The sequence below is a fragment of the Janthinobacterium saanense genome (genome assembly GCF_014200675.1).
Classification (GTDB): Bacteria; Pseudomonadota; Gammaproteobacteria; order Burkholderiales; family Burkholderiaceae_D; genus Janthinobacterium.
Window position 1 is genome coordinate 103437 of sequence record NZ_JACHCI010000004.1, and the last position, 26667, is coordinate 130103.

General features: G+C 60.0%; 30 protein-coding genes. 15 read left to right on the top strand and 15 right to left on the bottom strand.

Annotated elements, in window-relative coordinates; genetic code table 11:
- Positions 1–15 precede the first annotated feature (15 nt).
- The 4 genes from HDE72_RS07525 (at position 16) to HDE72_RS07540 (ending at position 3027) form a co-directional block, all read left to right on the top strand.
- Complete coding sequence (locus tag HDE72_RS07525; protein WP_152259580.1) at positions 16–213, top strand: hypothetical protein; 198 nt, start codon at positions 16–18, stop codon at positions 211–213.
- 144 nt (positions 214–357) lie between these two features.
- A complete protein-coding gene (locus tag HDE72_RS07530) occupies positions 358–1227 on the top strand; it encodes a ThiF family adenylyltransferase (protein ID WP_183738527.1) in 870 nt (289 codons plus the stop codon).
- On the top strand, positions 1227–2336 hold the full coding sequence (locus HDE72_RS07535) for a nitroreductase family protein (protein WP_183738529.1): 1110 nt from the start codon (positions 1227–1229) through the stop codon (positions 2334–2336). The genes HDE72_RS07530 and HDE72_RS07535 overlap by 1 nt, the downstream gene beginning before the upstream one ends.
- The gene (locus tag HDE72_RS07540) at positions 2329–3027 is read left to right on the top strand and encodes an acyltransferase (protein ID WP_183738531.1); all 699 of its coding nucleotides are present in this window, start codon (positions 2329–2331) and stop codon (positions 3025–3027) included. Before HDE72_RS07535 ends, HDE72_RS07540 begins: the two co-directional genes overlap by 8 nt.
- 6 nt (positions 3028–3033) lie before the next feature.
- On the opposite strand, the gene HDE72_RS07545 is transcribed toward HDE72_RS07540, so the two are convergent.
- The 4 genes from HDE72_RS07545 to HDE72_RS07560 form a co-directional block, all read right to left on the bottom strand.
- A complete protein-coding gene (locus HDE72_RS07545) occupies positions 3034–4020 on the bottom strand; it encodes an EDSAP-1 family PEP-CTERM protein (RefSeq protein WP_183738533.1) in 987 nt (328 codons plus the stop codon).
- 115 nt (positions 4021–4135) lie between these two features.
- A complete protein-coding gene (locus HDE72_RS07550) occupies positions 4136–5005 on the bottom strand; it encodes an EDSAP-1 family PEP-CTERM protein (RefSeq protein ID WP_183738535.1) in 870 nt (289 codons plus the stop codon).
- A 149-nt stretch (positions 5006–5154) separates the two neighbouring features.
- Positions 5155–6135 carry an EDSAP-1 family PEP-CTERM protein gene (locus tag HDE72_RS07555; RefSeq protein ID WP_183738536.1) on the bottom strand — a complete coding sequence of 327 codons (981 nt, stop codon included), beginning with the start codon at positions 6133–6135 and terminating at the stop codon, positions 5155–5157.
- 199 nt (positions 6136–6334) lie between these two features.
- Complete coding sequence (locus HDE72_RS07560; protein WP_183738538.1) at positions 6335–7546, bottom strand: glycosyltransferase; 1212 nt, start codon at positions 7544–7546, stop codon at positions 6335–6337.
- Between the two features lie 146 nt (positions 7547–7692).
- Between HDE72_RS07560 and HDE72_RS07565 the strand changes: the two genes are divergently transcribed.
- The 4 genes from HDE72_RS07565 (at position 7693) to HDE72_RS07580 (ending at position 9207) form a co-directional block, all read left to right on the top strand.
- Positions 7693–7899, top strand: a complete 207-nt coding sequence (locus HDE72_RS07565) for a hypothetical protein (protein ID WP_183738540.1) — start codon at positions 7693–7695, stop codon at positions 7897–7899.
- A 128-nt stretch (positions 7900–8027) separates the two neighbouring features.
- Positions 8028–8165, top strand: coding sequence for a hypothetical protein (locus tag HDE72_RS07570; RefSeq protein WP_183739319.1), 138 nt, complete (start codon positions 8028–8030; stop codon positions 8163–8165).
- Between the two features lie 129 nt (positions 8166–8294).
- On the top strand, positions 8295–8663 hold the full coding sequence (locus HDE72_RS07575; protein WP_183738542.1) for a hypothetical protein: 369 nt from the start codon (positions 8295–8297) through the stop codon (positions 8661–8663).
- A gap of 85 nt (positions 8664–8748) precedes the next feature.
- Positions 8749–9207 (top strand): acyl-CoA thioesterase, encoded by a 459-nt coding sequence (locus HDE72_RS07580; protein WP_183739239.1) that lies wholly within the window; start codon positions 8749–8751, stop codon positions 9205–9207.
- Between the two features lie 42 nt (positions 9208–9249).
- On the opposite strand, the gene HDE72_RS07585 is transcribed toward HDE72_RS07580, so the two are convergent.
- The 7 genes from HDE72_RS07585 to HDE72_RS07615 all read right to left on the bottom strand — a co-directional run bounded on the left by HDE72_RS07585 (position 9250) and on the right by HDE72_RS07615 (position 15772).
- A complete protein-coding gene (locus HDE72_RS07585) occupies positions 9250–9696 on the bottom strand; it encodes a DUF2269 family protein (protein ID WP_183738544.1) in 447 nt (148 codons plus the stop codon).
- Positions 9697–9789: 93 nt separating this feature from the next.
- Positions 9790–10683, bottom strand: a complete 894-nt coding sequence (locus HDE72_RS07590; protein ID WP_183738546.1) for an AraC family transcriptional regulator — start codon at positions 10681–10683, stop codon at positions 9790–9792.
- 85 nt (positions 10684–10768) lie between these two features.
- Positions 10769–12175 (bottom strand): DEAD/DEAH box helicase, encoded by a 1407-nt coding sequence (locus HDE72_RS07595; RefSeq protein WP_183738548.1) that lies wholly within the window; start codon positions 12173–12175, stop codon positions 10769–10771.
- A 391-nt stretch (positions 12176–12566) separates the two neighbouring features.
- Positions 12567–13088 (bottom strand): helix-turn-helix transcriptional regulator, encoded by a 522-nt coding sequence (locus HDE72_RS07600; RefSeq protein WP_183738550.1) that lies wholly within the window; start codon positions 13086–13088, stop codon positions 12567–12569.
- 5 nt (positions 13089–13093) lie between these two features.
- A complete protein-coding gene (locus HDE72_RS07605) occupies positions 13094–13372 on the bottom strand; it encodes a hypothetical protein (protein ID WP_183738552.1) in 279 nt (92 codons plus the stop codon).
- 72 nt (positions 13373–13444) lie between these two features.
- Positions 13445–14233 carry an enoyl-ACP reductase FabI gene (fabI, locus tag HDE72_RS07610; RefSeq protein ID WP_183738554.1) on the bottom strand — a complete coding sequence of 263 codons (789 nt, stop codon included), beginning with the start codon at positions 14231–14233 and terminating at the stop codon, positions 13445–13447.
- Between the two features lie 126 nt (positions 14234–14359).
- On the bottom strand, positions 14360–15772 hold the full coding sequence (locus HDE72_RS07615) for a transglycosylase SLT domain-containing protein (RefSeq protein WP_183738556.1): 1413 nt from the start codon (positions 15770–15772) through the stop codon (positions 14360–14362).
- Positions 15773–16104: 332 nt separating this feature from the next.
- Here HDE72_RS07615 and HDE72_RS07620 point away from each other — a divergent pair, with 332 nt between their 5' ends.
- Positions 16105–16689 (top strand): DUF1415 domain-containing protein, encoded by a 585-nt coding sequence (locus tag HDE72_RS07620; protein WP_183739242.1) that lies wholly within the window; start codon positions 16105–16107, stop codon positions 16687–16689.
- Complete coding sequence (locus tag HDE72_RS07625; RefSeq protein ID WP_183738558.1) at positions 16679–16867, top strand: DUF1289 domain-containing protein; 189 nt, start codon at positions 16679–16681, stop codon at positions 16865–16867. The genes HDE72_RS07620 and HDE72_RS07625 overlap by 11 nt, the downstream gene beginning before the upstream one ends.
- A gap of 183 nt (positions 16868–17050) precedes the next feature.
- On the opposite strand, the gene HDE72_RS07630 is transcribed toward HDE72_RS07625, so the two are convergent.
- Positions 17051–17557 carry a DUF1993 domain-containing protein gene (locus HDE72_RS07630; RefSeq protein ID WP_183738560.1) on the bottom strand — a complete coding sequence of 169 codons (507 nt, stop codon included), beginning with the start codon at positions 17555–17557 and terminating at the stop codon, positions 17051–17053.
- A 237-nt stretch (positions 17558–17794) separates the two neighbouring features.
- Between HDE72_RS07630 and HDE72_RS07635 the strand changes: the two genes are divergently transcribed.
- Complete coding sequence (locus tag HDE72_RS07635) at positions 17795–20950, top strand: bifunctional diguanylate cyclase/phosphodiesterase (protein ID WP_183738562.1); 3156 nt, start codon at positions 17795–17797, stop codon at positions 20948–20950.
- 9 nt (positions 20951–20959) lie between these two features.
- Here HDE72_RS07635 and HDE72_RS07640 read toward each other — a convergent pair whose 3' ends face one another.
- A complete protein-coding gene (locus HDE72_RS07640) occupies positions 20960–21388 on the bottom strand; it encodes a thioredoxin family protein (RefSeq protein WP_183738564.1) in 429 nt (142 codons plus the stop codon).
- A 275-nt stretch (positions 21389–21663) separates the two neighbouring features.
- Between HDE72_RS07640 and HDE72_RS07645 the strand changes: the two genes are divergently transcribed.
- Both HDE72_RS07645 and HDE72_RS07650 read left to right on the top strand, forming a co-directional pair.
- Positions 21664–22581, top strand: coding sequence for a 23S rRNA (adenine(2030)-N(6))-methyltransferase RlmJ (locus tag HDE72_RS07645; RefSeq protein ID WP_183738566.1), 918 nt, complete (start codon positions 21664–21666; stop codon positions 22579–22581).
- A gap of 173 nt (positions 22582–22754) precedes the next feature.
- The gene (locus HDE72_RS07650) at positions 22755–24062 is read left to right on the top strand and encodes an EAL and HDOD domain-containing protein (protein ID WP_311735220.1); all 1308 of its coding nucleotides are present in this window, start codon (positions 22755–22757) and stop codon (positions 24060–24062) included.
- 13 nt (positions 24063–24075) lie between these two features.
- Here the strand turns inward: HDE72_RS07650 and HDE72_RS07655 are convergent, their stop codons facing one another.
- Positions 24076–24843: an SAM-dependent methyltransferase gene (locus HDE72_RS07655; RefSeq protein WP_183738568.1), complete on the bottom strand. Its 768-nt coding sequence runs from the start codon at positions 24841–24843 to the stop codon at positions 24076–24078.
- A gap of 35 nt (positions 24844–24878) precedes the next feature.
- Entirely contained in the window at positions 24879–25487 is a 609-nt protein-coding gene (locus HDE72_RS07660) for a Maf-like protein (protein ID WP_183738570.1), read from the bottom strand.
- Positions 25488–25701: 214 nt separating this feature from the next.
- Here HDE72_RS07660 and HDE72_RS07665 point away from each other — a divergent pair, with 214 nt between their 5' ends.
- Positions 25702–26199 (top strand): YceD family protein, encoded by a 498-nt coding sequence (locus tag HDE72_RS07665; protein WP_183738571.1) that lies wholly within the window; start codon positions 25702–25704, stop codon positions 26197–26199.
- A 189-nt stretch (positions 26200–26388) separates the two neighbouring features.
- On the top strand, positions 26389–26571 hold the full coding sequence (gene rpmF, locus HDE72_RS07670; RefSeq protein ID WP_034749653.1) for a 50S ribosomal protein L32: 183 nt from the start codon (positions 26389–26391) through the stop codon (positions 26569–26571).
- The last annotated feature ends 96 nt before the right edge of the window (positions 26572–26667 follow it).

Genomic DNA, 26667 nt, shown 5'->3' on the forward strand with positions numbered 1-26667 from the left:
AACTAGGAACTGAAGATGGCTAAGAAAGAAGAACTCGATCCGGAAACCCTGGAACTGATTAACTGGTGCATCGAAGTCGAAGGCTTCCTGGTGGCCGGCGGCGCCACGGTGGCGCAGGCGCAAGAACATATCGAAGAGCAGGTCGAGTGGTTTACCGACCAGTTTTATGATGGCCTGACCCCCGAAGAAGCGGCCAAGGAAGCTTTGGCTTAATTTCGGTGGCGCAAAGAGCTACAGATTTTTTACGGGCGGTGCCACCTGGTGGCGTCGCCCGTTTGTTTTTTTATTTTGGAACTTTTTAAAACACTGGCTGTCTGATCATTTCTGGTCCCATCGGGACAATTAACAGGGGTGGGCATGACGGATGGTTTTTCTTATCACGCGGCGTTTGCCCGCAATCTGGGTTGGGTGACGCGGGCGGAGCAAGAGAGTTTGCGCGGCAAGCGGGTGGCCATTGCCGGCGTGGGCGGCGTGGGCGGCGTGCATCTGCTGACCCTGGCGCGGCTGGGCATAGGCGCGTTTCATATCGCTGATTTCGACACCTTCGATATCGCCAATTTCAACCGCCAGGCGGGCGCCATGATGTCGACCCTGGGCCAGCCCAAGGTCGAAGTGATGGCGCGCATGGCGCTCGATATCAATCCCGAACTGCAGATCAGGCAATACCCGAACGGCGTGCATGCAAGCAACCTGGCCGATTTTTTCGACGGGGTCGACCTGTACGTGGACGGCCTCGATTTCTTTGCTTTTCCCGCGCGCCAGGCCACGTTTGCCATGTGCGCGCAGCTGGGCATCCCGGCCATCACGGCCGCGCCGCTGGGCATGGGCACGGCGGTCCTGAATTTCCTGCCGGGGAGAATGACGTTCGAGGAATATTTCGGCTGGGGCGATTTGCCGGAAGAAGAAAAAGCCCTGCGTTTCCTGGTCGGGCTGGCCCCGGCTGGCTTGCACGGTCCCTACCTGGTCGACCCGACCGCCATCAATCTGAAGGAGCGGCGCGGGCCATCGACCATCATGGGTTGCCAGTTGTGCGCGGGCGCGGCGGCCACGGAAGCGCTGAAAATCCTGCTGAAGCGCGGCAAGGTGATCGCCGCGCCGCGTGGCCAGCATTTTGACGCCTACCGTAACAAGCTGGTGCATACCTGGCGGCCTGGCGGCAACCGCCATCCGCTGCAAAGGCTGGCCATGGCCATCATCCGCCGGCGCCGCGCCGCCAAGGGGGCGTGATGGCTGCCTTTGTTGCGATGGATAGCGTGCTGGAAGACATACTCGATCAGGCGCGCTGGGCGCCCAGCGGCGACAACACCCAGCCGTGGCGCTTTGAAGTACGCGGTCCGCGCGAGCTGGTCCTGCATGGACACGATACGCGCACGCACTGTGTCTACGACCTCGATGGCCACCCCAGCCAGCTGTCGCTGGGTGCCTTGCTGGAAAGCATGGCACTGGTGGCCAGCGGCCATGGCTTGCGCATGCAGGCGCGGCGGCGCGGCGGCATGCCCGATAGCTTGCCGACCTTCGACGTGCGTTTTATGGAGGAAGCGGGCCTGGCTGCCGACCCGCTGACGGCGTTTTTGCGCCAGCGCAGCGTGCAGCGCCGACGCCTGAGCACGCGCCGCTTGCGCGCCAGCGAGAAGGTAGCGCTGGCGGCCAGCTTGCCGGCCGGTTACAGCGTACTGTGGTTTGAAGGCTGGCGGGCCAGATGGGCGTGTGCGCGCCTGATGTTCGACAATGCCCGCTTGCGCCTGAGCATGCCCGAGGCGCACCGGGTACACCGCGACGTGATCGAATGGGGCGCGCGTTTCAGTGTAGACCGCATCCCCGACCAGGCGCTGGGGGTGGACCCGCTGACGGCCAGGCTGATGCGCTGGATCATGCAAAGCTGGCGCCGCGTGGACTTTTTCAACACCTGGCTGGGCGGCACCCTGGCGCCACGGCTGCAGATGGATTTGCTGCCCGGCATGTATTGCGCCGCCCATTTTGCCTTGCTGGCCGATGCGCCGCCGCGCCATGTCGACGATTACGTGGCGGCCGGCCGCGCCATGCAGCGTTTCTGGCTGACCGCCACGCAGCTCGGGCTGCAATTGCAGCCCGAGCTGACACCGCTGATCTTCGCCCGCTATGTGCGCGAACGGCGCGCTTTTTCGCGTACCGATGGCATGCTTGAAATGGCGCAGGAACTGTCCGCACAAACCCAGGCATTGCTGGGTGGCGCGGCCACTGAACGGGCGGTTTTTCTGGGGCGTATCGGCGCCGGGCCGGCGGCCCACGCGCGCTCCTTGCGCCGTCCCCTGAAAGACTTGCTGGTGCCGCCTGCGGAAGGGCAGGCCCATGCGTGAGATCGCTGCCCGGGAAATCGTGGTCTTCCTGTGCCTGCTGGCCTTGATCCTCGTATTGGGCATCGTCAGCGCGGCCTGGCTGATTGCTGTTGTACCCCGCCACTATCTGAACGATTTACGCGGCGTGGCGCTGGCGGTTTCTGCTGTCGTGCTGATCTATCTGTACGCCTTTGCCGTGTACCGGCTATTCCTGTGCCTGTTCCCGCTGCACGAAGGCGCTGCGGCGCCCGGTTCGCGCGCGGAATTTGCCGCCAACGTCAATATCCTGTTTTACCTGATGCTGTTCAATGCATTGATACGCACGCACTTCTTGCCGCTGCCGCTGTTGCGCCTGGTCTATCTGGCCCTGGGCGCGCGGCTGGGGCATAACAGCTATAGCGCGGGCGCCTTGCTCGACCCGCCTTTGACCAGCATCGGCAGCAATAGCATCGTCGGTCATGACGCGGTGGTGTTTGCGCATGTGATCGAAGGGGAAAGGCTGGAGCTGAAGCGGGTGGTGATCGGCGATGGCGTGACGATAGGCGCGCATGCGGTGATCATGGCCGGTACCCGCATCGGCGATGGCGCCATCATTTCAGTGGGGGCTGTGCTGACCAAGGATAGCGTGGTGGGGGCGGGCGAAATCTGGGGCGGCGTTCCAGCGCGCCTGCTGAAGAGAACAGCCGCCGCAAGTGATGCGGCGGCTTCCTGAGCGAGCTCAGATTTTGCGGCGGTTCAGGCATAAGCCCATCAGGCCCAGGCCCAGCAAGGCCAGGGTGCCCGGCTCTGCCACCTGCACGGCGCGCGGAAAGATGGTGAGGTCCACGCTGTTGACGGTATTTAAGGTCAAGGTGTAGTTGCCGGCCACCAGGTTGTTGGTGAGGGCCGTGTACGTCCCGCCGCAAGCGGTGCCGATGCCGGTGCCGGTCGGCGTGCCGCAAGCGAGCGGGTCATAGGTCAGCAGATTGCCGCTGGTGAGGGTGTTGGCGGAAAAATTCATGTTCAGGTTCGCCGCGTCGGCCAGTTCCGTACCGCCCGTAATGCCGGAACCGACGACGCCGTCCGGCGACCAGTTGAAGACGGTTTGGCCCAGCCCGTTGGTAATCGTAAAGCTCACCGACATATTGGCCGTCGAGGATGATCCTGGGCCGGCCAGTGCATCGAGATAGATCTGCATGAACGGTGCTGCCTGGAAATTGAACAGGATGGTGGCGCCGGGTGCGCCGACCACGAAATTGACGGACAGGCCTGTGCTCGAGCCATTGCGTCCTGAAGCGTCGGCGCTGCCCGTATCGAATAAAAAGGCTTCGGCGACGTTGACCGTGTGGGTGTTTGTCGATCCCGCTGGAAACGGTGGAATTTGCGAGCTGACAATCTGCGCATCGCCACGCGAATAAGAGGCGTTGCCCTGGCCCTGCTGCGTGAAATTATTTTGGCCCTTGGTGACGGCGCCCAGCGCCGACTGAGGGGCATCCACAAAGCCATTACCGCCCCGTATCACGCTACTGCCATTGAGCGTGGCCGTGGAGCGTGAAATGTCGGTGTTGCCTGCCACGGAGATGACACCGGTGGGATTGCTGATGGTCAGGCCAAAAATATTATTGTAGGAATAGCCGTAGGCGGAGGCTTGCGCGCCGCCGCTGGCGCTTGCCATGATGAGGCTGCTGAGGGCGATGGGCAGGAAGGCGCGGGAAAGATAGCTCATGTGAAATCCTCGTCGAGTAAGTTGCTCAGGTGGCTGTTGCCGCCGTGGTGGGGGTCTGCCATGCTGAATGAGCAATTTTCTTGCCAGAAGATATTTATTCTTTTAAATCAATGATTTACGAAATGCAAGGCTCCGTTTTCTGGGGTGCTGACGGTGCGGGTGTAAAGAATGCCGACAAGGCCCCGTTGAAGGCGAGCCCAGGGGAGCGAGGCGTGCGCCTCGTCCCCGTTGCCTGACGTTTCAAGCGGTGATCTTGCGCCCAGTTGAACATGGTGTGACCAGCCGCATCGGTAATGGTGAAAGAAAACACCAGGTTGGCGGTGGAGGAGGAGCCGATGCCGATGTCGCTGTTCAGGAACACTTGCATGAACGGATGGGCCAGGAAATTGAAGGCCAGGGTGGCGCTGGGCGAACCGACCACGAAGTTGACGGAGAATCCCGTATTCGACCCGTTGCGCCCCGATGCGTCAGCCGAGCCGGCGTCAGCGAGGTGGGCCTCCGCCACGTTGACCGCTTGCGTGCTGGCCGCACCCGGTGGAAAAGACGGAAACTGGGTACTGACGATTTGCGAATCGCCGCGCGAATAGATGCCGCTCGCTCCCTGTTGCGAGAAATCGTTTTCTCCCTTGGTGACGGTGCCCAGGGCCGCTTGTGGCGTATCGGAGATGCCGGAACCACCACGGATGACGCTTGCGCCGTTCAGCGTTGCCGTGCCGCGCGAGATGTTGCTGCTGCTGGCGACCGTGATGGAGCCGGTGGGGTTGGTGATGACCAGGCCAAAGATGTTATCGTAGGAATAGCCGTAGGCGCCTGCCTGGCGCTGCCGACGGCACCCAGCATGGCCAGTGCAGCTACTGCCGGGAGCAGTTTGAGTTGAGGCAGTTTCATTTGGAATACCTCGCGTGGTTTGCTTGCCGGTTAAAAGAGTCTGAGCCCTGTCCTTGGGTCGGACAGCTGTCCATACAGTCGCTAAAGCGGCTTTCATGCCAGTACTGCCAGTGCCTTATAAATCAGGCACTTGGGTCGGTTTTATTGATTTTCAGCAGGTATGAAGCGCACGCCTGTAAAGAAAGCCGACGCACAACGAAAAAGAGCGAGGAAATCCTCGCCCATCAATACTCCACAAGCAGGCTCTTATGCCGTGATTTTGCGGCGGCTGGAATAGCACAGGCCGGCAAGGCCCAGTCCCAGCAAGGCCAGCGTGCCTGGTTCGGGCACCGCTGCTACTTTCACCAGGTCGACGCTTTCCACGGCGTTCAGGGTCAAGGTGTAGTTGCCGGCTACCAGGGTATTGGTCAGGGCCGCAAAAGTCCCGCCGCAAGCCGTGCCCACGCCTGTCCCCGTGGGCGTGCCGCAGCCTGTCGGGTCATAGGTAAACAAGGTGCCGCGCGTGAGGAAGTTGGATGACAAATTCGTATTCAGGTTGGCCCCGTCGGCCGTTTCCGTGCCGCCTGTGATGCCGGAACCAACCACGCCATCCGGCGACCAGTTGAACACGGTGGCGCCCGTCGCATCGGTAATGCTGAAGGTCACTACCAGGTTGGCCGTGGCCGATGAGCCTGCCCCGACGTCGCTGTTCAGGAATACCTGCATGAAGGGGTTGGCCAGGAAATTGAAGGCCAGGGTAGCGGTGGGCGAGCCGACGGTAAAGTTGACGGAAAAGCCCGTGGTCGAACCATTGCGGCCAGATGCATCGGCCGTGCCGGGGCTATCGAGGTGCGCCTCTGCCACGTTGACCGCCTGCGTGGTCGTCGCCCCTGGTGGGAAAGGCGGGAACTGGGTGCTGACGATTTGTGCATCGCCGCGCGCGAAAGTGCCGTTCGGCCCCTGTTGCGTGAAGTCGTTCTCGCCCTTGGTGACGGCGCCCAGGGCCGCTTGCGGCGAGTCGAGTATGCCGGAGCCGCCGTTGATGATGCTCGTGCCGTTCAGGGTAGAGGTGCTGCGCGAGATATTCGTCGTGCTGGCCACCGTGACGATCCCGGTTGGATTGGTGATGGTCAGGCCGAAGATGTTGTCGTAGGAATAGCCGTAGGCGCCTGCCTGGGCGCTGCCGGCCGCACACAGCATGGCCAGCGCCGCCGCTGCCGGAAGAAGTTTCAGTTGAGACAGTTTCATTTGGGTTACCTCATTCATCTGCTTGCTGGTGGAAGGAAGTCTGACCTGAGTCCTGTGCGCAAGTGCGCATGCCGGGTATAAAGCGACTTCCATGCCAAGGCTAGTCTTGCCTTGTAAATCAAGGACTTGAAGGAGGAATATTGATTTTGGGCAGGTATTGTGGGTGGCTCTGTAAGAAAAGCCGACGCGCTGTGACCGCCTAGGGCGTCAGCAGTGCTTGCATGCGCTCTTGCAAGCGTTGCGCGGGGACATACTCGTCGAAGGCCGATGCCAGCTGCCGTGCAGCCTGCTTTGCCCTGGCGCTGTCGAGCAGGCGCGTGGCAGCATGCCGCAGTTCGGTTTCGCGGTAGCGGTCGGCGCGCAGCAACAGGCCGGCGCCGGCGCTCGTGATGGCGTGCATGTTCAGGAATTGATCGAGATTGCCGGCGATGCCGATCACGGGCACGCCCGCCGTCAGCGCTTGCTGGCTGGTGGGGCTGCCGCCGTTGCAGATGACCAGGCTGGCCCGCCGCGCAGCGGCATCGCCGGGCAGGAATGGCGCCACGAAAGCATTCGGCGGCACGGTGGCTAACTTGATGGTGCCGGCGGTGGCGGCCAGCACCGTGACAGGCAGTGGTGCCAGCGCGCGCAGCACGCGCGGCAGCAACTGGCCCTGGCCCGAGCTGCCCAGGGTGACATAGACGATAGGGCGCCCGCTGCCCAGTTCCGGGTGTTGCCACCAGTCAGGTGCAAGCAGTGGCGGCGCCCAGGTGATGGCGCCCAGGTAGCCATGGCTGGCGGGCATGGCGTGCGGCGGAAACAGTTGCGGAATATCCGCGTACAGGGTCTGGTCGGCATCCGTGTAGATACGGCGCAGGTCGCTGCCCAGCGAGGGCAGGCCATGGCGGCGGCGCACGCGGTTCAGCGGCACGGCGTGGGAGGCAAAGGCCAGCGGGCGTATCAGGCGGAACAGGGGATCGGCCAGCCAGATGGGCAGCGCGCTCGTCAATGGCAGAGCGGGCACCGTGTAATGCTGGCGCACATGGGGGCTCCAATAGGCATTGCTGATGGTGATGTAGGGAATCTGCCGCAGGCGTGCGCTGACCGACAGCGACAGGCGAAAGTCGCCGATCACCAGATCCGGTTGCACTTCGTCGAGCAAACGCAGGTCATCGTCCACATAGCTCAGCAAGGTGCTTTCGGTGTAGACAGGCTGGCCTTTTGCCAGGGCGTGCAGGAATTGCGCTGACGGGATGCTGGCGATGAACCAGCGCCGCAGGCTGCTGTCTTTAAAACAGAAATCATAGCCAGCGGTACACGCAAAATGCACTTCATACTGGTCTTCCGGCAGGGCTTGCGCCAGGCTCAATGGGCGGCCAACATGGGCCAAGGTAACGGCCTCGGCGATAAACAGGATTTTTTTACGGGTCATCAGCGTTTGTCTTCTCCATGTCACGACAAGGTAAGACAAGCGATTTGCCGGCAAGTTCCCTTGGGTAGCGCTGAGGGCGAGGGTTCTTTCGAGCGCCATGGTTTTTTGTCATCGGGTACTGTCAAGGACAAATGAAAGGAGCTGTCATGAACCATTTTCCTGAAGCCGCCCTGCGCGCGCATAGCACGCCCGAGCCCGATATTCCTCCACCGCCGGAAGGCGATCCGCTCACGCCGCCGGCGGAACAGCCACCGCATATCGATCCGGTGCCGATCGAGGAACCGACGCCGCCCCAGCCGCCCGTGAAAATGAATGCTGCCGTGCGCCGCCAGTCGTTTGCCTGCGCTATTTAAACAACAAAAAGTGTCAATATTGTTGCCGAGTGGATACAAATAAGCTGCTAACTGTTGTGTGTCACGCGGGCGTCATGATTCTGTTCTTATAATGGGTCACCATCATCACCCTTGTACAGGAGACCATCATGGGTAATTCCTTATATAACAAGATCTACCTGGGCCGCCGCCCCGCGCTTGCCAGCAAAAGCCTGATGGCGTTGGCGCTGGCCGGCGCTGTGGCCGGCTGTGGCCTGGCGTGGCTGTTGCTGCGCACCATGAAATAAGCGCCGTTTTACTGGCATTTCAGTGCGCCGTCCGCATGGGCGGCGGCAACTGAATGGTCTTGCCTGTTGCCGATGTGCAGCTGGGCGCGTACCATGGGGGCCGAACACCTGGCCTTTTATGGAAAAGTAATGAAGAACGAGAAATTAACAACCGATGAATATGACGCGCTGGAGCAAGTTGCACGCGGCATCAAGACCGAGCGCCCCAGCGCTTGCGTTGCCCGCAACGCCAAGCGCCTGTCCGGCCTGAAGCTGCTCAGCTATGCCAGGGATGGCCGTCTGTCCATCACCGAAAAGGCGCAGCAACTGCTGTTTGTGCGCCGCTGCATCATGGGCTTGCGCGCTGTCGCGGCCGATCCGCTGGTCAAGCTCGATACCGACGTCGCCTACTTCCTGGGCAAGAAAGCCCATATCCAGGCGCGCGCCGATGGCGAAGGACACGACATTTCCGAAAAGGGCCGCGATTCGCTGGCCGATATCGATACGCTGGGCCTGTAAGGCTTGCAACCGGCCCCTGGGGCCGGTTTTCATATCCTCTTCCGTTTTTTAATTTACCCCTTTGGAGAACACTTTGGACAGCGCGATGAACTGGTCGGCCCATGAATTGACGATGACGGTGCTGATGACCCCGGACATGGCCAATTTTTCCGGCAACGTACACGGTGGCACCATCCTGAAATACCTCGATAGTGTCGCCTACGCCTGCGCCAGCCGCTACTCGGGCAGCTATGTGGTGACCTTGTCGGTGGACCAGGTGATGTTTTTGCAGCCCATCCACGTGGGCGAACTGGTCACTTTCCTCGCTTCCATCAATTACACGGGCACCACCTCGATGGAAGTGGGTATCCGCGTGGTGACGGAGAATATCCAGCAGCGTCTGGTGCGCCACGCCAACAGTTGCTATTTCACCATGGTGGCTGTCGATGCCAACCGCAAGCCGGTGGCCGTGCCGCCGCTGGTGCTCGAAACGCCAGAGCAGCATCAGCGCTTTGAGCAAGCCCAGCTGCGCAAGCTGTCGCGCAAGAAGGTAGCGAAGAAGTAAGTTGCTCCACCCGAAGAGCCACCGTCAGGTGGCTTTTTTCGTTTACTGGACTATGCCTGGCTTGGCGATCATCAGCCAGATCGATGCAGTCCAGAAGAAAAAGCCGGCAATGTTGGCGTACAGCGCCAGATTCGAGCGTTGCGGCGGCAGCAGCGGCGTGGTACCGGCCACGGCGGCAGCCATCAGGCGTTTCTGGAACGGTTCCAGTATCAGTGCGCCGTTGAGGATGGCAAGCGCCATCAGCACATCAGACGCCAGCAGCCAAGGTGCGTCATAGCCGAAGGGACGGGCCAGCAGCAGCCCCAGAATCAGGCCGGCAATAATCAGCAGCCGTCCCGCGAGATCGAGTTCGCCGACCGCCTTGAAGGCCAGCCGGGCAAATTCGGCATGGTTGCTACGTGCCACCACGTGACATACCGTGCCATAGGCAATCAGCATGGCAAACCCCAGCACCAGCGCCGTGACGTGTAAAAAGAGCAGGACAGACATGAACAAGCTTTCGATAAAGGGTGGAAGCCCGAGATGCGGATTGGAGCATGCCGTGCGCTTGTTTTCTTGTCGTTTCCTGCTGAAAGTGCCGTTTCAGGCGTTTGTTTGCGCGCCGCGGCGATAAGCACCGGGCGTGACGCCGGTCAGGCGGTGAAAGGTGCGTGAAAAATGTTGCGGATTCGTAAAGCCGCACAGCAAACTGATCTCAATCACTGAATATTGGCGTTGCCGCAACAGTGGTTTTGCGTGGGCGATGCGTAATTGCAGCAGGTACTGGTGCGGGGTGGCCTGGAAGCTGGCCTGGAACAGCCGCGAAAAATGCGCCGGGCTGTAGGCGGCGCAGACTGCAAGGTCGCTCAGCTGGATAGGCTGCGCCAGATTGGCCTGGATATAGTCGGTCAGGCGGCGCATTTGCCAGGCCGGCAAACCGCCCGGTTTGCTTGCTGGCGGCAGGCGTAGACCATGCCGGCTGACCAGCCGGGCGCACATGGCTTGCTCGATGCCATCGGTAAACAATCGGCCCGAGCTGTAGCCCTTGGCCTGTTCCAGCAGCAAGGTATGCATCAGCATGGCAAGCATGTCGTCGCGGATGCCAGGCGCGGGCTGCGCTTCGAAGCTGTGCCCGTCGAGCAGGCTGGCCGCCGCCTGTGCCATGACGGCGTCGTCCAAGGTGACGCTGATGCAGTGCGCCGGCGCCAGCCACTGTATGCTTTCCTGGCAGTGGCGCAAGGACAGCGCCAGCGAGCGCGCCGCCAGTGGAATCCGCTGCACCGGCCCGTTTTCCTGGGCATGCAGCATGGCGCCGGGACGCAGGAACATGGTCAGTACTTGTTGCGCAATCGTATGGCTTTGCCAGCTGCCTGGCGGCAGCTTGTGCGTTTCAATCAGCAAGCTTGGCGATGGCGAGACCTGGCCGATCGGCTGGGTATCGAACAGCGGTGTCGCCATGCCTTCGCGCAGCGCCATGATGCGGGCGGTTTCACGCATGTTTTCTGAACTCGGGCTCATCATGCAAAACGGCCACCAGATGACTCGGGTGGCCGTTTTATCAAGACTTTACGTTAATCGATGATTAACGGTCGCCGTAGCTGCGGCGTGCGCCGTCGGTGCTGCGCGGGTTGGAACCCTTGTAGCCGCCGCCGCTGCTCGGTGCGCCTTCTTTGCGTGGTGCGCCTGGCTTGCTGAACGTGCGTTGGCCTGGCTTTGCACCGCCACGGTTGTCGCCTGGTTTCCAGCCGCCTGGACGCGCGCTCGAACGTGGTGCCGAGGCGGTTTTCTTCGGCTCAAAACCTTCGATGACATTGACCGGGATCAATTGCTTGGTGAAGCGTTCGATGCGCTTGACGTTCATGCCTTCAGCGTGGTTCACCAGCGAGATGGCCAGGCCATTGCGGCCAGCGCGGCCGGTACGGCCGATGCGGTGGACGTAGTCTTCCGGGAACTTTGGCAGATCGTAGTTGAACACGTGGGTGATGGTCGGTACGTCGATGCCGCGTGCGGCAACGTCGGTAGCTACCAGCACTTTGACCTGGCCGCGGCGCATGCCGTCCAGGGTGCGGTTACGCGCTCCCTGATGCATGTCGCCGTGCAAGGCAGCAGCCGAGAAACCAGCGATGTTCAGACGGTCAGCGATGGTGTCGGCGTCACGCTTGGTGGCGGTGAACACAACAGCTTGATCCAGCGTTTCGTCGCGCAGCAGATGGTCCAGCAAGCGATTCTTGTGCGACAGATCGTCCACGAAGTGCACGCGCTGGGTGATGTTTTCATGCTTGTTGCTCGAGCTGGCAACCTGGATCACCAGCGGGTTTTTCGTGATGCGGCGGGCCATGTTACCAACCACGCCGTCCAGCGTTGCCGAGAACAGCATGGTTTGACGGCCTTCAGGCGTCGCTTCAACGATTTTTTCGATGTCGTCGATGAAACCCATGTCCAGCATGCGGTCAGCTTCATCCAGCACCAGGATTTCCAGTTGCGAGAAGTCGATCTTGCCCGATTCCATGTGGTCGATCAAACGGCCAGGCGTCGCCACCAGGATTTCCGGGTTCTTGGCCAGCAATTGCATTTGTTTAGGGTAAGGCATGCCACCCAGGATCGACACAGCCTTGATGCGGCGGATGCCGGTGCTGTACTTGTCGGTATTGGTGGTGACTTGCAGTGCCAGTTCGCGGGTCGGGGTCAACACCAGCATTTTTGGCTGGGCAGCCTTGAAGCGTGGACGCTCGCCACGGGCGCGCGATGCCTGCATTTCCTGGTTAGGCGTCTTGCCGGCGGCGCTTTGTTCGGCGCTGGCCAGTTTGTGCAGCGACGGCAGCATGAATGCTGCGGTCTTGCCCGAACCGGTTTGCGACGAGACCAGCAAGTCACGGCCTTCGATCGCGGCAGGAATCGCTTGCGACTGTACCGCGGTTGGCGCGGTGTAGCCCGATTCGGTCAGAGCGGCGAGGAGGGACGGATGCAGGCCTAAGGATTCAAATGTCATTCTTTTCTTTCGTAAAAATCAGCGTTCTTGCAAAAAGCAGAACGCAAAATAGCAACGCCAACCAAAACGAAATGACTCAACTAAAAAGAAATTTCGGCACAAAAGCTTTGCGCCGGGACGGTGTCAAGGGCGACACACAAGGCGGGAGGGCTTTATAAGCGGCATCCTGTGGATGCGCTAAGGCTTGCGAAGCTGCTAAGTTTGGTATTCGATGTTGCTGCGGTGTTGCTTTCATTTCGCGAAAGCATATTGCAGCGCACAAACGACACTATACCGTATTTTCAGCGGTTTTGCACTGCTTAAATGTGGCGAAAGGAAAGTCCTGCCACACTCGCCCCTGACATCATCAGGAAGCGCGGCCGATACCGGTATTTATTCGGTGGCAACTATGTCAACTGAACAGGGCGACCAGATCGGGCGGCAGGGGCGCGGCCGTGGCCACTTCCCTGGCCAGATTGATTTGCATGGTCGCCTGCGCCAGTTCGATCAGGCTGTGTTCCAGCTGATAATTACCCTTGCCATGCAGCCATGACAACACGGGCGCCAAATGCCAGATCGTGGCGCTGCCTTCATGCACGGGAGCGGGAAAGCTGTGGCGGTGCCTGTTCATCAGCTTGTGCATGTTTTGCCGGCTCAGCCCCAGCACTTGCGCCACATCGGTCAGCCCCACGAAGTCGGGCGCCGCTTCCACCAGCATGGCATCGGGCACGACGGCTTTCACGTCGGCCAGGGCGCTCAGCAGTGCTTCTTGTGCGTTGGCAGCTTCGCGCGTAAATTCCAGTGCCAGGCGGCCGGGCTGCCCGATGCCGATCAAGGCGTCGTCGCAAGCAGCGTGGCCCAGGCGCCCGGCCAGCGCGTCGAGATCGTGTTCGCTATCGGGCAGGCGGTATTTGAGGGTGAAGATGTATTCCATGGCGGCTATCCTTTTGATGTGCGTTGCATGAGGTCGTGCATCAGTTTTTGCAGTGTGCAGTTGTCGACCACCCGGCGGATCGCGCGTGCGTGATTGCCGGGGTTCCTGGGCGTACTCCAGATGCAGGCGATACAAAATTCACCGCAGCGGCAGCCGTCATCATTGTAGGGGCAGTAAATCTTGCCCCAGGCATGGCTGCCACCGACTTGCACGCGCCAGCCTTCGTCTTCCGCGTGGCGCAGCGCCGCTTCAACTTCTTTCTTGGGATGTGAGGAGCGCGTCATGCGATGTCTCCAGTGTAGGAAGAGATTCTTCGGTTGTCAAGTGACAACCGAAGAATCTCGTTTGTCACCGCCTCAGTCTACTTCCGGGTTGACGGCCATGACTTGCGAAAAGCCGCCGTCGACATAGGTGATTTCACCCGTGATGCCCGAGGCCAGGTCGGATAGTAAAAAGGCGGCCGTGTTGCCCACTTCCTCGATGGTGACGTTGCGCCGCAAGGGGGCGTGCTCGGCTACAAAGCCCAGCAGTTTGCTGAAATCCTTGATGCCGGAGGCGGCCAGGGTCTTGATGGGCCCCGCTGAAATGCCATTCGCGCGGATGCCTCTGGGGCCCAGCGATACGGCCAGGTAGCGCACCGAGGCTTCGAGCGAGGCCTTGGCCAGGCCCATGGTGTTGTAATAGGGGACGGCGCGTTGGGCGCCCAGGTAGGTCAGGGTCAGGACGGCGGCGCCGGGATGCAGCATTGGCAGGGCGGCCTTGGTCATGGCGGGGAAGCTGTAGGCGGAAATGTCATGCGCGATATGGAAACTTTCGCGCGACAGGCCGTCGAGGAAGTCGCCGGCAATCGCCTCGCGCGGGGCAAAACCGATGGCGTGCACCAGGCCGTCCAATTGTTCCCAGTGACGCGCCAGATCGTGAAACACGGCGGCGATCTGCGCATCGCTGCTGACATCGCAGTCGAACACCAGCTCACTGCCGAACTCTGCCGCAAATTCGGTGATGCGCTCCCTGAAGCGCTCGCCGACATAAGTAAACGCCAGGCTGGCGCCTTCGCGGTGGCACGCCCTGGCGATGCCATAGGCGATCGAGCGGTTCGATAGCAAGCCCGTGATGAGGATCTTTTTTCCTTGCAAGAAGGCCATGGCGACTCCTGTTCGGTAGTGTTGGCGAGGCTGTAGGTAGGTGTGTGGAAGTACAACCGGCCGCGACAGCTAAGCTGTGGCGGCCGGTGGCGTGTTGCGGGCATGATCGTGCTGATCAAGCGATACTCAGTGGTGCGCCTTGCGGTTGTGGGCGCCACGCTGTATGCGTGGTTTGACCAGCGAAATAGGCCCGGACTGTGCCTTGCCGCCTTTGCTGCCCTTGGCGTGGCGCACATTCCTGCTGGCACGCTCGGGCCGGTCCGCTTCCAGCAGCATGGTGGCGTTGTCGGCGATTTCCTGGGTGATGTCCATATTCATCGTGGCTGCCGTTTTGGGCACGAGGATGGTGGAGCCGGCGCGCAAGCGTGTGTTCTGCGGGATATTGTTTGCCTTGCGCAGCACATCGGCCGTAGTGCCAAACTTCGACGCCAGCGTTTCAATCCGTTCGCGCGCGCTGAGGATTTTGTGCGTGGTCCAGCTTGACAGGGCATGGCCCCATTGCGCCAGGTTGGTGGTGAACTTGGCCGCGTTTTCCTGTGGCAGCAAGATCTTGGTTTTTTCACTGCCGATAATGACGGGGCGGTTGAATTCAGGATTCAAGGCCTTGAACTCGTCCATTGACAGTTCGGCCAGCTGCGCCGCCACGGTAACGTCGATATCGCTGGTCTTGTCGACCGCCGTGAAGTAGGGCTGGTTCTCGACCACCGGCAGCGTGATGCCATACTGGGCCGGGTTGGCGATGATGTTTTTTACGGCTTGCAGCTTGGGCACGTAGTTGCGCGTCTCGGCCGGCATCAGGTCAGACAGGCTTTCAAAGTCGGTTGGTTTGCCCAGTGCCTGGTTTTTCTTGATGGCGCGCTGCACCGAGCCTTCGCCCCAGTTATACGCGGCCAGGGCCAGTTGCCAGTCGCCGAACATGTCATACAGGCGCTGCAGATACGTCAGCGCCGCATCGGTCGAGGCCAGGATGCCGCGGCGCTCGTCCTTGAACATGTTTTGCTTGAGGTTGAAATCGCGCCCGGTGGCGGGCACGAATTGCCACATGCCGGCTGCGTTGGCGCTGGAAAACGCTTGCGGATTGAAGGCCGATTCGATGAATGGCAGCAAGGCCAGTTCGGTCGGCATGCCGCGTTTTTCCAGTTCCTGCACCACGTGGAAGATGTAGCGCGAGGCACGCGCCGTGGTGCGGGCGATATAGTCAGGGCGGGTGGCGTACCAGTTGACGTGGTTGGTCACCAACTGATTGTTAATGTCGGGAATCGCATAACCGCTGCGGATACGGCCCCAGACGTCGGCTTCGCGCAGCGGATCGGAACTGTCGCTGAGATTCTTCATCAGCTTGTCGGTCTTTTGCAGGCGGTTGTCGAGTGTGGGGAGTTTCGCCGTGACTTGGGAAGTCATCGGTATCAGTGCGGGGTTGGTGGCGGCGACTGGCGCGTTATCGCTCTCAACACCGGCTTCATACGCCTGGCTGAGGGCCGGCGCAAGCGCCAGTGCCAACACCACCAGGACGGTAGGTTTTAAGGAGTTTTCGTGCATAGTGTTCCATTGTTGTCGTCGAAGAAACATCGGACTGACCAAGAATTAAGAAGCGAGTGTACGTATATCCACATGCCGGAGTCAAGAATTATGTCAGCGTGATGACAGGAAAAGGATTAATTTTACGTAATTTTCCCTTCGTTAATAGTGCAATGACTACTATAAAATTTGCCGATTCCCCCGTTTGGCCGTCGTTCCAGCATAGCCGGGTCACGCCCTGGCGCAAGCGGGGCGGCCCTGAAGTATGACAATGCGCAAAGAGTGTCCACAGTGCGTACAATTTGGCTTTGGGCGGCTATGTCGCCGCTCATGTTATTAGGAAAGCATTAATGATGAATACCCCGCCGCGTCACGACGACGACCATGCCCTGATCATCGCCAACACCGTCGCCTGGATGGAAAAGGCCGTCATCGGCCTGAACCTGTGCCCGTTCGCCAAGGCCGTGCACGTCAAGAAACAGATACGCTACGTGGTATGTGATTCCAGCAATCCCGAGGATTTGCTGGCGATGCTGATGGACGAGCTGCAAACCCTGGCCGATACGGACCCGGAGCAGATCGACACGACCCTGCTGATCCACCCGTACGCGCTGAACGATTTCCTCGATTACAACGAATTTCTCGACGTGGCCGACGCGGCCGTGGAAGACATGCACCTGGAAGGCGAGCTGCAAGTAGCCAGTTTCCATCCGGATTATCAATTTGCCGAAACGTTTGAAGACGACATCAGCAACTACACCAACCGCTCGCCGTATCCGACCTTGCACCTGCTGCGCGAAGACAGCATCGAACGCGCGGTGGAAGCATTCCCGGAAGCATCGGAAATTTTCGACAAGAATATCGCGACCTTGGAAAAGCTCGGTCTCGACGGCTGGGAAAAACTCGGTATACCGAAGGTGGCGCACGATGGCCGATGATCTGCCGCTGCGGCCCGACACACCCTGCGTGGCCGTCTGCTCGACTACTTTCGACGAAATCTGCCGCGGCTGCGGCCGCACCGTCTCGGAAGTCGCCCACTGGGTGTCGATGACGGCGGAAGAGAAAGAAGTCGTGTGGGTGCGGATCCTTTCACAAGGCTACCCGCGCCGTAATTGATGGTACCTCTATAAACCTACTGCGCAGCTCACTTCCGGGCATCCGTTGCTCGCTGTATTGACATACAGCTGCGCTACTCAACCCGGCATTGAGCTTGCTCGCTACGGTTTCTAGAGGCACCGTTGCTCCTGTGACTGAGCCAGCATTTTGATGCTGTCCGCTGGCTTAGCTGAGTTAAGCTAATTAATAACTACCGATAAAATCTTTCTTGCCCACTTCGATGCCGTTATGGCGCAGGATGTCGTATGCGGTGGTGGCGTGGAAGAAGAAGTGTGGCAGGGCGTAGTGGAATAGATAGGTCTGGCCCGTGAAGTGCTTGGTCTTTTCGCCGCTGCCGGTGGTGATGGCGCGCGTTTCGCTGCCGTCGATGTCGGTTTGTGGCAGGCTTTCCAGGAAGGCGATGGTTTTCGCGATGCGCGCTTTCAGTTCGGCGAAGCTTTGTTCGCTATCTTCATACGGCGGCACGGCCACGCCGGCCAGGCGCGCGCCGGCGCCCTTGGCGAAGTCGGTGGCGATCTGGATCTGGCGCACGAAAGGCAGCATGTCCGGGAACAAACGGAAGTGCAGCAGGGCGTTCGGGTCGATTTTCTTGTCCTGCACGTGCGTTTCAGCCTTGTCGAGGATGGCCGACAGGCTGCCCAGGATTTGTTTGAAGACGGGGATGGATGCGGAATAAATGGAGAAGGTCATGGTAGTTCCTCTTGGTAAAGTGGCGCGATGATAGCAAGCCGCGCACTTTTCTGCTGGCTTGTGGTTTTTCAAGCGGCCTGGACGACATGGACTGCCTTGCCGAGCGTGTTTATTGGTGACTTCCTGCACTTTTTCCATGCATAATTGCTTTTGAAAAAGTTTCTTCTCACCACTGTTCGCTGACTCCCCTATAAAGTTCGATGATCGCCCGCATGATCTTTTCTGTTCCGTGCCTGCATGGTTAACTCTTCGTATCGCCGTTTGCGTACCCGCCTGGGCGCCTTGCATGGCGCGTCGCTGCCGTCCATGTCGGCCTCGACCATGTCCGTATCCTCAATTTATGGCGCCTTGCTGCTGGTGGTGTTTGGCGGCCTCGTCATTCCCGCCATCATCGGCAGTTATCTGCTGGTCGGCGTGCACGAACGCCAGTCGGCGCACACCAGCCTGAATGAAGCCTTGCAGCGCAATGCCGATATCCTGGCGCTGGGCATGCAGGAATCGTTGTGGAATATGAATGCCGAGTCGGCCCATTCGCTGGTGGAATCGGTGATGCGCGACCGCGCCGTGCTGCAAGTGACGGTGCTGGGGCAGGCGGATGGGGAATTCATGCGCATGCAGGCGCCGCAGCGCCCGGTCGGCAATCTGTACCGGGCCGAGCGCGATATTCTCGTGCATGGCGAGCGCATCGGCCATGTCATCGTCGAAATGGACGATGCGCGCAGCCAGCAGGAGCTGCGCGAAAAGCAGGTCTCCTATATTTTCGTGCTGGGCGCGCAGCTGGCCGTGTCGATGGCGCTGATCGTGCTGTTCTTGAACCGGCGCCTGCTCAAGCCGCTGCGCCGGCTGATGCGTTTTTCCGACCGCCTGTCGCATGGCGATTTCGATACCCGTCTGGAATCGGGCAGCAACGATGAACTGGGTCGCCTGACCGACCAGCTCGAACGCATGCGTGCCGCCATCCGCCAGTTGTTCGAAGACGTGGGCCAGCGCGAAGAACGCTTCCGCACCATCGTCACGCAGGTGCCGGGCGCCGTCTTCCGTTACCGCCCTGACAGCGCCATCGATTTCGTCAGCGAGGCCATCGTTGATATCGCCGGCTATACGGCAGTGCAGTTCATGCGCGGCACCACGCATGCCTGGGTGGACCTGATCTGCCCTGAAGAGCGCCGCAAGCACCGCCACGCTGTGCGTGAAGCGGTGGCCGGGATGCAGCCCTACGAGCTGGAATACCGCATCCTCAATGCCTCCGGCGCCGAGCGCTGGGTGTCCGAGCATGGCCAGCCACAAATCGATGAGCAGGGCGTGATCTGGGTCGACGGCATCATTACCGACATCAGCCAGCGCAAGCACCACGAGATGCGCATCGAGGCGCTGCTGACGGAGCAGAGCGCGATCCTCGACAATGTGATGTTTGGCGTGATGTTCGTGCGCCACCGCCGCATCGTTTCGCTGAACCGCCGTTGCGAGGAATTGTTCGGTTATGCCAGTGGCGAGATGGCCGGCTGCTCGACCGCCATCGTCTTCCCCTCGCCATATGAATTTGAGGCGGCAGGCGAGCGCCAGTACCGCATCCTGGCGCAAGGCGGCGACTTCAGCGAAGAGCGCCACTACCAGCGCCGCGATGGCAGCTATTTCTGGGCCATGGTCAGCGGCTGCGCGCTCGACCCGCACCGTCCCAACGAAGGCAGCATCTGGGTGTATGCCGATATCACGGCGCGCAAGGAAGCCGAGGAAAAGCTGCGTTTATCTGCCACCGTGCTGGAACACATCGCCGATGGCGTGATGGTGGTCGATGCGGACGGCGTGATCGTTGCCGTCAATCCCGCGTTCACCCAGATCACCGGTTATGCCGAGGCCGAAGCACTGGGCCAGCCTTCTTCGCTGACGCGTTCCGAACGCCATGACGAGGTCTTTTACCAGGCGCTGTGGAATGCGCTGGCCGCCTGCGGTTTCTGGCGCGGCGAGATCTGGAACCGGCGCAAGAATGGTGAAATTTACCTGGAATGGCTGACCATCAGCGCCGTGCGCGACACCAATGCCGTCACCACGCATTATGTGGGCGTCTTCAGCGACATCACCCTGGTCAAGCAGGCGCAGGAAAAGCTCGACCATCTGGCGCACCACGACCCGCTGACGGCCTTGCCGAACCGCTTGCTGTTCCACGACCGCTTGCATCACGCGCTGCAGCGCGCCGCGCGCGACCAGGAGCAGCTGGCGATCCTGTTCATCGACCTCGACCGTTTTAAAAACGTCAACGACACCCTGGGCCACCATATCGGCGACGAATTGCTGCAGAAAGTCGCCTGCCAGTTGTCGGCGCGGCTGCGCGAGGGCGATACCCTGGCGCGCCTGGGCGGCGATGAATTCATTGTCTTGCTCGAACGTATCGACGGCCAGTATGGCGCAACCCAGGTGGCGGAAAAACTGATGACCGTGTTCGAGCAGCCGTTCACGGTGGCCGATCACGAATTGTTCGTTACCTGCAGCGTGGGCATCAGCCTGTACCCGGACGATGCGCTGGACTTGAATATGCTGATACGCAATGCCGACGTGGCCATGTACCAGGCCAAGGCGCGCGGGCGCAATGGCTACCGTTTTTATGCGCCATCGATGACGGGCGAGGGCGTGGAGCGTTTGCGCCTGGAAACCTTCTTGCGCCGCTCGATTGAAAAGCACGAGATTTTCCTGAACTACCAGCCACAGGTGGAAATCGATACGGGCCGTTTGGTCGGCGTCGAGGCGCTGGTGCGCTGGAATCACCCGGAGCTGGGCCTGGTGCCGCCGGCCCGTTTCATTCCGCTGGCCGAAGACAGCGGTTTCATCAATCAGCTGGGCAAATGGGTGCTGGACGAAGCGTGCCGCCAGATGATGCGCTGGCAGGCGCAAGGCTTGCGCGTGCCGAAGATGGCGGTCAACCTGTCCGTGAAGCAGTTCGAGCGGGGCAGCATCGCCAGCATGGTGGCCGACATCCTGGCTGAAACCGGGCTGGAGCCGCAGCGGCTGCAGCTGGAAGTGACGGAATCGGTGATCATGAATACGGGCGACGCGCTCGGTTTCATCAACGACTTGCACGCCATCGGCGTGGGCCTGGCCATCGACGATTTCGGCACCGGTTATTCCTCACTGGCCTATTTGAAGCAACTGCCGGTGCAAACCCTGAAGATAGACCGCTCCTTCATCAAGGATATCTCGACCGACCCGAATGACGAAGCCATCGCGATTGCCATCATTCAGCTGGGCAAGAGCATGCACTTGTCGGTGATCGCGGAAGGCGTGGAAACCCAGGAACAGGCCGCCTTCCTGCTGCGTCATGGCTGCAAGCTGGCGCAGGGCTATTGGTATAGCCAGCCGGTGCTGGCGCAAGACTTGCTGGAGCGCTGGCTGGAAGGTTAAGTTAGTGCTTTAAGCCAGTGCTGCCGCCAGCAAGGTGCGCAGATTGCTTTCAGTTTGCCAGTTGCGCCGCTCAGCGCTGCTGTGCGACAGCGCCGCCAGCTCTTCGGCGCTCAGTGCTGCCTGCGCCTGCACCATGCGGTGCGCCAGGGCGCCGTCGGGCAGCACCGTGCCAAAGAAGGCGACGTTGTCTTCGTGCTGTATCAGCAGGGTGGGGAAGTTTTCGATATCGAGGTCGCCCACCACCTCGGCCTGGTCTTCGATATCGATCCAGACGAAAGTCTTGTCGGGATGGCGCGCTGCCAGTTCCTCGAAAGTAGTCCGGTAAGTGCCACAAGTGCCGCACCATTGCGCGCACAGGCAGGCCACCGTCCAGTGTGAACTGGCCAGGGTTGCCGCAATGTCGCCACGGTTGTCGGTAGTGAGGGTCAGGCTATGCATGTCTTGTTCAAATGCCGGCAAAGGCGCCGAATGGGCGTATTCTACCGCGCCCGGCGGCGGCAGTCCTTGCTTAATGCATCAGGCCGCTGCTGGCCTATCTACCGTGTTTTTTGATATAACAGCGGTTTCTAGTGGATAATGCTGTTAATTATGTGCTGAATCTGCCCGCTGCTAACATCAGCCTGCGTGGTTTCCCGGCCGGCAGTCTGCTCCTTCCAGTCTGTTCCCTGCAAGCACAGCCCCACCTTGACCCTCTTTATGGAATTAGCCAGCTTATGTTGAGTTACCGCCACGCCTTTCACGCGGGTAATCACGCCGATGTGTTGAAGCATTATGTACAAATACAGTTGTTGCAGTATTTGAATCAAAAAGATACTGCCTACAGTTATATCGATACCCATTCCGGCGCGGGCGTGTATGCGCTCGACGGCGGTTATGCCTCGAAAAATGCGGAATATGAAACGGGGATTGCCCCGCTGTGGGACCGTACGGACCTGCCTGCCTCGCTGGCCGAGTACTTGAATCTGATCAAGGAAATGAATCCAAGCGGCAAGATGCGCTACTACCCGGGTTCGCCATATTGCGCCGACCAGGTGGCGCGCGAGCAAGACCGTTTGCGTTTGTTCGAGCTGCATCCGGCGGACGCCAAGATCCTGGCGGACAACTTCCGCAAGGTCGAGGCGCATGCCGCCGAGCAGGGCGTGCGTTCGAGCGTGCGCGGCAAGCGCGTGCTGATCACCAAGGCCGATGGTTTCCAGAGCCTGAAAGCCTTGCTGCCGCCGCCGTCGCGCCGCGCGCTGGTGCTGATCGATCCGCCGTATGAAGACAAGATGGACTACCGCAAGGTCAAGGACACCTTGGCTGATGCGCTGGTGCGTTTCCCGTCGGGCATCTACGCCGTCTGGTATCCGGTGCTGCAGCGCATGGAATCGCGCCAGTTCGCCGACAAGCTCAAGCAGTTGCCAGCCACCGAATGGCTGCATGTGACCCTGACCGTCAATACCCCATCGCCAGACGGTTTCGGCCTGCACAGCAGCGGCATGTTCATTTTGAACCCGCCGTACACGCTGGAGCCGATGTTGCGCGAAGTCATGCCTTACCTGGTCAAGGTGCTGGGCCGCGACGATGGCGCCAAATTTGTACTGGAAACGGGCAAGGGCGGCATCAGGAATACGGGCACGCGCCGCGTTTAAGTATCGCTTGATTGCTGAACGGCCCCTGGCGCCATGCTGGCGGGCCGATTTATGTTGCGCTGCAGAACGCCGCATAAAAAATAGATGGCCTATACTGCTGTCAGGCGCCGGAGCGTCCGATGCCTGGCCTTGCCGCAGCCTGCACGCGGCCCCGTCGTGTGCTTGGGCTTGTCATGAACATGATTACTCCGCTGCCATCTGCCGCATCTGCTGCATCTTCCGCCTCGTCCCCGCACGATTTTTTCCTCGCTCGCCAACCCATTTTGAACCGTGAACAGCGCCTGGTGGCGTATGAATTGCTGTTCCGCAGCACGGGCCAGCAACAGACGGCCGTCGTCAGTGATGACGTGGAAGCCACTGCCACCGTGATCGCGCATGCCGCCGAACTGGGCATGGAACAGGTGGTAGGCTTGCAACTGGCGTTTATCAATGTCGATGCCGTGGCGCTGATGAGCGATTTCATCCGTTTCCTGCCCCATCACCGCGTGGTGCTTGAAATACTGGAAACCGTGCGCGTCACGCCTGAATTGCTGGCGCGCATCAGCCAGTTGCGCCAGGCGGGCTTTCGCTTCGCGCTCGATGATGTGGTGGGGGAGTCCAGCGATGTGCAGCAGTTGCTGCCCCTGATCGATGTCATCAAGGTCGATATTGCCCAGTTGTCTCCCGATGCGCTGGGCGGGCTGGTGCCCACGCTGGCTTTATCGCGCAAAAAATTGCTGGCTGAAAAAGTCGAAACGGTGGCGCAGTTCGAGCAATGCCTGGCCCTGGGCTTTGATTTTTTCCAGGGTTATTATTTTGCCCGCCCGGTGATACTCACCGGCAAGAAAATGTCGCCCTCCGAACTGACCATCCTGCGCTTGCTGGAAATGGTGCAGAGCGATGCCGATCACCGCGACATCGAACGCTGCATCCAGCATGACGCGATCATCAGCCTGAATCTGTTGCGTCTGGTCAATACGCCGGCTGTCAGCGCGGGCGCCCGCATCGATACGCTGGGCCAGGCCCTGATGCTGCTGGGGCGGCGCCAGTTGCAGCGCTGGCTGCAAATCCTGCTGTACGTCAAACCGGGCTCAGGCGCTCCGTTCGCCTCGCCCTTGCTGCAACTGGCCACCACGCGCGGCAAGCAGCTGGAATTGATGACGGAAAAATTGCGTCCCGGCCAGCATCAATACGCCGATATCGGCTTTACGGTGGGCATCATGTCGCTGATGGATGCGCTGTTTTCCATGCAGATGAGCGAGGTGGTCAGCAGTGTGCGCGTGCATGGCCGGGTCAGCGACGCGCTGCTATTCCGCCATGGCGAGCTGGGCCATATGCTGGCGCTGGTGGAGCAGGTGGAGCAAGCCGATGACGGCCCCGCCACGCGCGCCATGCTGGATGAATTGCATTTGTCGCAAGACGACCTGAATACGATACAGGTGTCGGCCTATGAGTGGGTCAACAGCTATGTGCAGGATATTTCACTGCACGCCAGCCATTGACGTCCTGCCTTGATTACTGTCCCAGCAGCAGGAACACGGTCGGTTTCTTGTGGAAGTCAGGCGTTTTGCCGGCTGCCAATTGTTTCTTCCATTGTCCGGCGTTCAAGGTTTGTATGCTTTCCGTTTCCATGCTCAGGTCGGTAGCCACGCACAGCAGGGTCGATGGTGCGCATTGGGCTACCAGCGCTTCCAGCATGGCGGCGTTGCGGTACGGCGTTTCGATGAACAGCTGGGTTTGCTTTTCGGTGCGCGAACGGCTTTCCAGCTCCTTGATGCGCTTGCTGCGCAGGGCGGCGTCTGTCGGCAGATAGCCGTTGAAGGCAAAACTCTGGCCATTCAAGCCGCTGGCCATCACCGCCAGCAGGATCGACGATGGACCTACCAGCGGGCGCACCTTGATGCCGTGCTGGTGGGCCAGGCGCACCAGGTCGGCGCCAGGGTCGGCCACGGCCGGCACGCCCGCTTCCGACACCAGTCCCGCATCGCGTCCGGCCAGCAGCGGCGCCAGCAAGCCGGCCAGTGCTTGCGCCGGGGTATTGATGTTCAGCTCGGAAATGGTGATTTCCTGCAGTGGCTTGGCCAGCGGATGCTTGGCGCCGATCAATTTCAGGAAGGCGCGCGCCGTCTTGGCGTTTTCCGCGACGAAATAATCGAGTTGCGAGGTGATCTGGCGCACCTGCTCGGGAATGATGTGCGCCAGCGCGTCTGCCGCGCCATCGGCAGCGGTGTCGGACAGGCCCAGGTGGTTGGGGATCAAATACAGGGTGCCGCGAGTGCTCATGGTTGTTCTTGTCTGAGGTAATGAGTTGCTAAAAATCAATTGGTGAAAAACGCCACGCCAGCCTTGCGCAGCATGCCAGTCAGGGCGATCAGCGGCAGGCCGGTGAGGGCGGTCGGGTCGGTGCTGTCTATGCGTTCGAGCAAGGCGATGCCGAGTCCCTCATTCTTGGCGCTGCCGGCGCAGTCATATGGCTGCTCGATGCGCAGATAGGCGTCCAGCTCGGCGTCCGGCAGGTCGCGCACGGTGACCAGGGTCTGGATATCTTCCACCTGGACCACCGGTGCGGCATGGCGGCCGTCGAGCAGGCACAGCGCCGTATGGAAAATGGTTTGCCGTCCGCGCATGGTCTGCAGCTGCAGCAGGGCCTTGGCGTGGTTGCCGGGCTTGCCGATTTGTGCGCCATCGAGGGTGGCGACCTGGTCTGAGCCTATCACCAGGCTGCCGGGAAAGCGGTCGAGCACGGCTTGCGCCTTGGCCTGGGCCAGGCGCAGGGCGGTGGCGCTGGGGCTTTCGCCGGGCAAGGGCCGTTCATCGAGATCGGGCACGGCCACCTCGAAAGGCAGGCGCAAACGCGATAATAATTGCTTGCGGTAGACAGAGCTCGATGCAAGTATCAAGCGCAATGGGGCAGAAGTTGGTATCATTCGGTGGCTGATGGCGGCCTGTCTGGCCGTGATAGTCGGTGTCAGCGGGGTTTCAAGGAGCTCCCGCAGCGCAGAGCCCGGATGGCGGCTCAAAACGGCATGACGTATAAGTTGATAAATATGCCAATAAAAGCATCAAAAAAGATGCTTAGCCTTTGACTCGGCGCTAAAAACCCTGTTATTATCGCAGGTTTTCCGGGGAAATTTTCTACCAATGAATGCTTTTGTGATCGACGCCTTTGATTTTTGTCGTATCAGCGGGAGCCGCGAGGGTGTTACTCCTGTCGCTGAAATGACCCGGTTGACCAAGGATTGTGCAGATACTTCCGGCAACATTGCCTGGAAGATCGTCGGCGGCACCAGCAAGCTGGGCTACCCGCAACTGACCTTGTCGGTCAACGGCACCGTTCAGCTGGTATGCCAGCGCTGCCTGACTCCGTATGCGTATGACATCGCTTCTTCGACTGTTTTGATGCTCGGCAAGGATGACGAGCATGCAGACGAGATCGAAGAAATCATCGGCGATGAATCGATTGATGTGATCGTCGGCAGCCGCAGCATGGATGCCATGGCCCTGATCGAAGATGAAGCCTTGCTGGCCCTGCCGCAAGTACCCAAACATGAAGTCTGCCCGAGTACCGAGCAGCTAGACGCTCTCAAGACGGAAAAGAAGTCGCCATTTGCCGCCTTGAAAGACTTGAAGCCAGAATAAGTAGTGTGTAAAGAACGTGTCAAACGCGTGTAGTAATCGAGTATGGCAATGTGTAGTGAAACGTAGCATGTAATAAACGATGTCGGTAAAGCCTGTTTTAGGATAGTCTTTGCCGCTGGGATACTCGATTCGCATGTATTTGCTAATCGATTGTGCTAAAATTTTAGAACTTATGTATTAGGAGTCATCATGGCAGTTCAACAGAACAAGAAAACCCCTTCCAAGCGCGGCATGCACCGTTCGCACGACTTCCTGGTCGCGCCGCAATTGAGCGTCGAGCCAGTTACCGGCGAAACACACATGCGTCACCATATCAGCCCTAACGGCTTCTATCGTGGCCGTAAAGTGCTGAAGACCAAAAACGACGAGTAATCGACGTTTTGTTGGGTAAGATGAAAGCGGTGTTGCGTGGTTATTCGGCGTGGCACCGCTTTTTCTTTTTCTCGGCTGCAATTCATCTTGCACACC

Coding starts and splice junctions, on each gene's coding strand:
- HDE72_RS07625 (WP_183738558.1), top strand. CDS start 16,679: ATGGCCGATGATCTGCCGCTGCGGCCCGACACACCCTGCGTGGCCGTC.
- HDE72_RS07640 (WP_183738564.1), bottom strand. CDS start 21,388: ATGCATAGCCTGACCCTCACTACCGACAACCGTGGCGACATTGCGGCA.
- rpmF (WP_034749653.1), top strand. CDS start 26,389: ATGGCAGTTCAACAGAACAAGAAAACCCCTTCCAAGCGCGGCATGCAC.
- fabI (WP_183738554.1), bottom strand. CDS start 14,233: ATGGCCTTCTTGCAAGGAAAAAAGATCCTCATCACGGGCTTGCTATCG.
- HDE72_RS07615 (WP_183738556.1), bottom strand. CDS start 15,772: ATGCACGAAAACTCCTTAAAACCTACCGTCCTGGTGGTGTTGGCACTG.
- HDE72_RS07545 (WP_183738533.1), bottom strand. CDS start 4,020: ATGAGCTATCTTTCCCGCGCCTTCCTGCCCATCGCCCTCAGCAGCCTC.
- HDE72_RS07650 (WP_311735220.1), top strand. CDS start 22,755: ATGAACATGATTACTCCGCTGCCATCTGCCGCATCTGCTGCATCTTCC.
- HDE72_RS07560 (WP_183738538.1), bottom strand. CDS start 7,546: ATGACCCGTAAAAAAATCCTGTTTATCGCCGAGGCCGTTACCTTGGCC.
- HDE72_RS07555 (WP_183738536.1), bottom strand. CDS start 6,135: ATGAAACTGTCTCAACTGAAACTTCTTCCGGCAGCGGCGGCGCTGGCC.
- HDE72_RS07575 (WP_183738542.1), top strand. CDS start 8,295: ATGAAGAACGAGAAATTAACAACCGATGAATATGACGCGCTGGAGCAA.
- HDE72_RS07540 (WP_183738531.1), top strand. CDS start 2,329: ATGCGTGAGATCGCTGCCCGGGAAATCGTGGTCTTCCTGTGCCTGCTG.
- HDE72_RS07635 (WP_183738562.1), top strand. CDS start 17,795: ATGGTTAACTCTTCGTATCGCCGTTTGCGTACCCGCCTGGGCGCCTTG.
- HDE72_RS07590 (WP_183738546.1), bottom strand. CDS start 10,683: ATGCGTGAAACCGCCCGCATCATGGCGCTGCGCGAAGGCATGGCGACA.
- HDE72_RS07620 (WP_183739242.1), top strand. CDS start 16,105: ATGAATACCCCGCCGCGTCACGACGACGACCATGCCCTGATCATCGCC.
- HDE72_RS07535 (WP_183738529.1), top strand. CDS start 1,227: ATGGCTGCCTTTGTTGCGATGGATAGCGTGCTGGAAGACATACTCGAT.
- HDE72_RS07565 (WP_183738540.1), top strand. CDS start 7,693: ATGAACCATTTTCCTGAAGCCGCCCTGCGCGCGCATAGCACGCCCGAG.
- HDE72_RS07630 (WP_183738560.1), bottom strand. CDS start 17,557: ATGACCTTCTCCATTTATTCCGCATCCATCCCCGTCTTCAAACAAATC.
- HDE72_RS07605 (WP_183738552.1), bottom strand. CDS start 13,372: ATGACGCGCTCCTCACATCCCAAGAAAGAAGTTGAAGCGGCGCTGCGC.
- HDE72_RS07655 (WP_183738568.1), bottom strand. CDS start 24,843: ATGAGCACTCGCGGCACCCTGTATTTGATCCCCAACCACCTGGGCCTG.
- HDE72_RS07600 (WP_183738550.1), bottom strand. CDS start 13,088: ATGGAATACATCTTCACCCTCAAATACCGCCTGCCCGATAGCGAACAC.
- HDE72_RS07665 (WP_183738571.1), top strand. CDS start 25,702: ATGAATGCTTTTGTGATCGACGCCTTTGATTTTTGTCGTATCAGCGGG.
- HDE72_RS07550 (WP_183738535.1), bottom strand. CDS start 5,005: ATGAAAGCCGCTTTAGCGACTGTATGGACAGCTGTCCGACCCAAGGAC.
- HDE72_RS07525 (WP_152259580.1), top strand. CDS start 16: ATGGCTAAGAAAGAAGAACTCGATCCGGAAACCCTGGAACTGATTAAC.
- HDE72_RS07585 (WP_183738544.1), bottom strand. CDS start 9,696: ATGTCTGTCCTGCTCTTTTTACACGTCACGGCGCTGGTGCTGGGGTTT.
- HDE72_RS07645 (WP_183738566.1), top strand. CDS start 21,664: ATGTTGAGTTACCGCCACGCCTTTCACGCGGGTAATCACGCCGATGTG.
- HDE72_RS07660 (WP_183738570.1), bottom strand. CDS start 25,487: ATGATACCAACTTCTGCCCCATTGCGCTTGATACTTGCATCGAGCTCT.
- HDE72_RS07570 (WP_183739319.1), top strand. CDS start 8,028: ATGGGTAATTCCTTATATAACAAGATCTACCTGGGCCGCCGCCCCGCG.
- HDE72_RS07595 (WP_183738548.1), bottom strand. CDS start 12,175: ATGACATTTGAATCCTTAGGCCTGCATCCGTCCCTCCTCGCCGCTCTG.
- HDE72_RS07580 (WP_183739239.1), top strand. CDS start 8,749: ATGAACTGGTCGGCCCATGAATTGACGATGACGGTGCTGATGACCCCG.
- HDE72_RS07530 (WP_183738527.1), top strand. CDS start 358: ATGACGGATGGTTTTTCTTATCACGCGGCGTTTGCCCGCAATCTGGGT.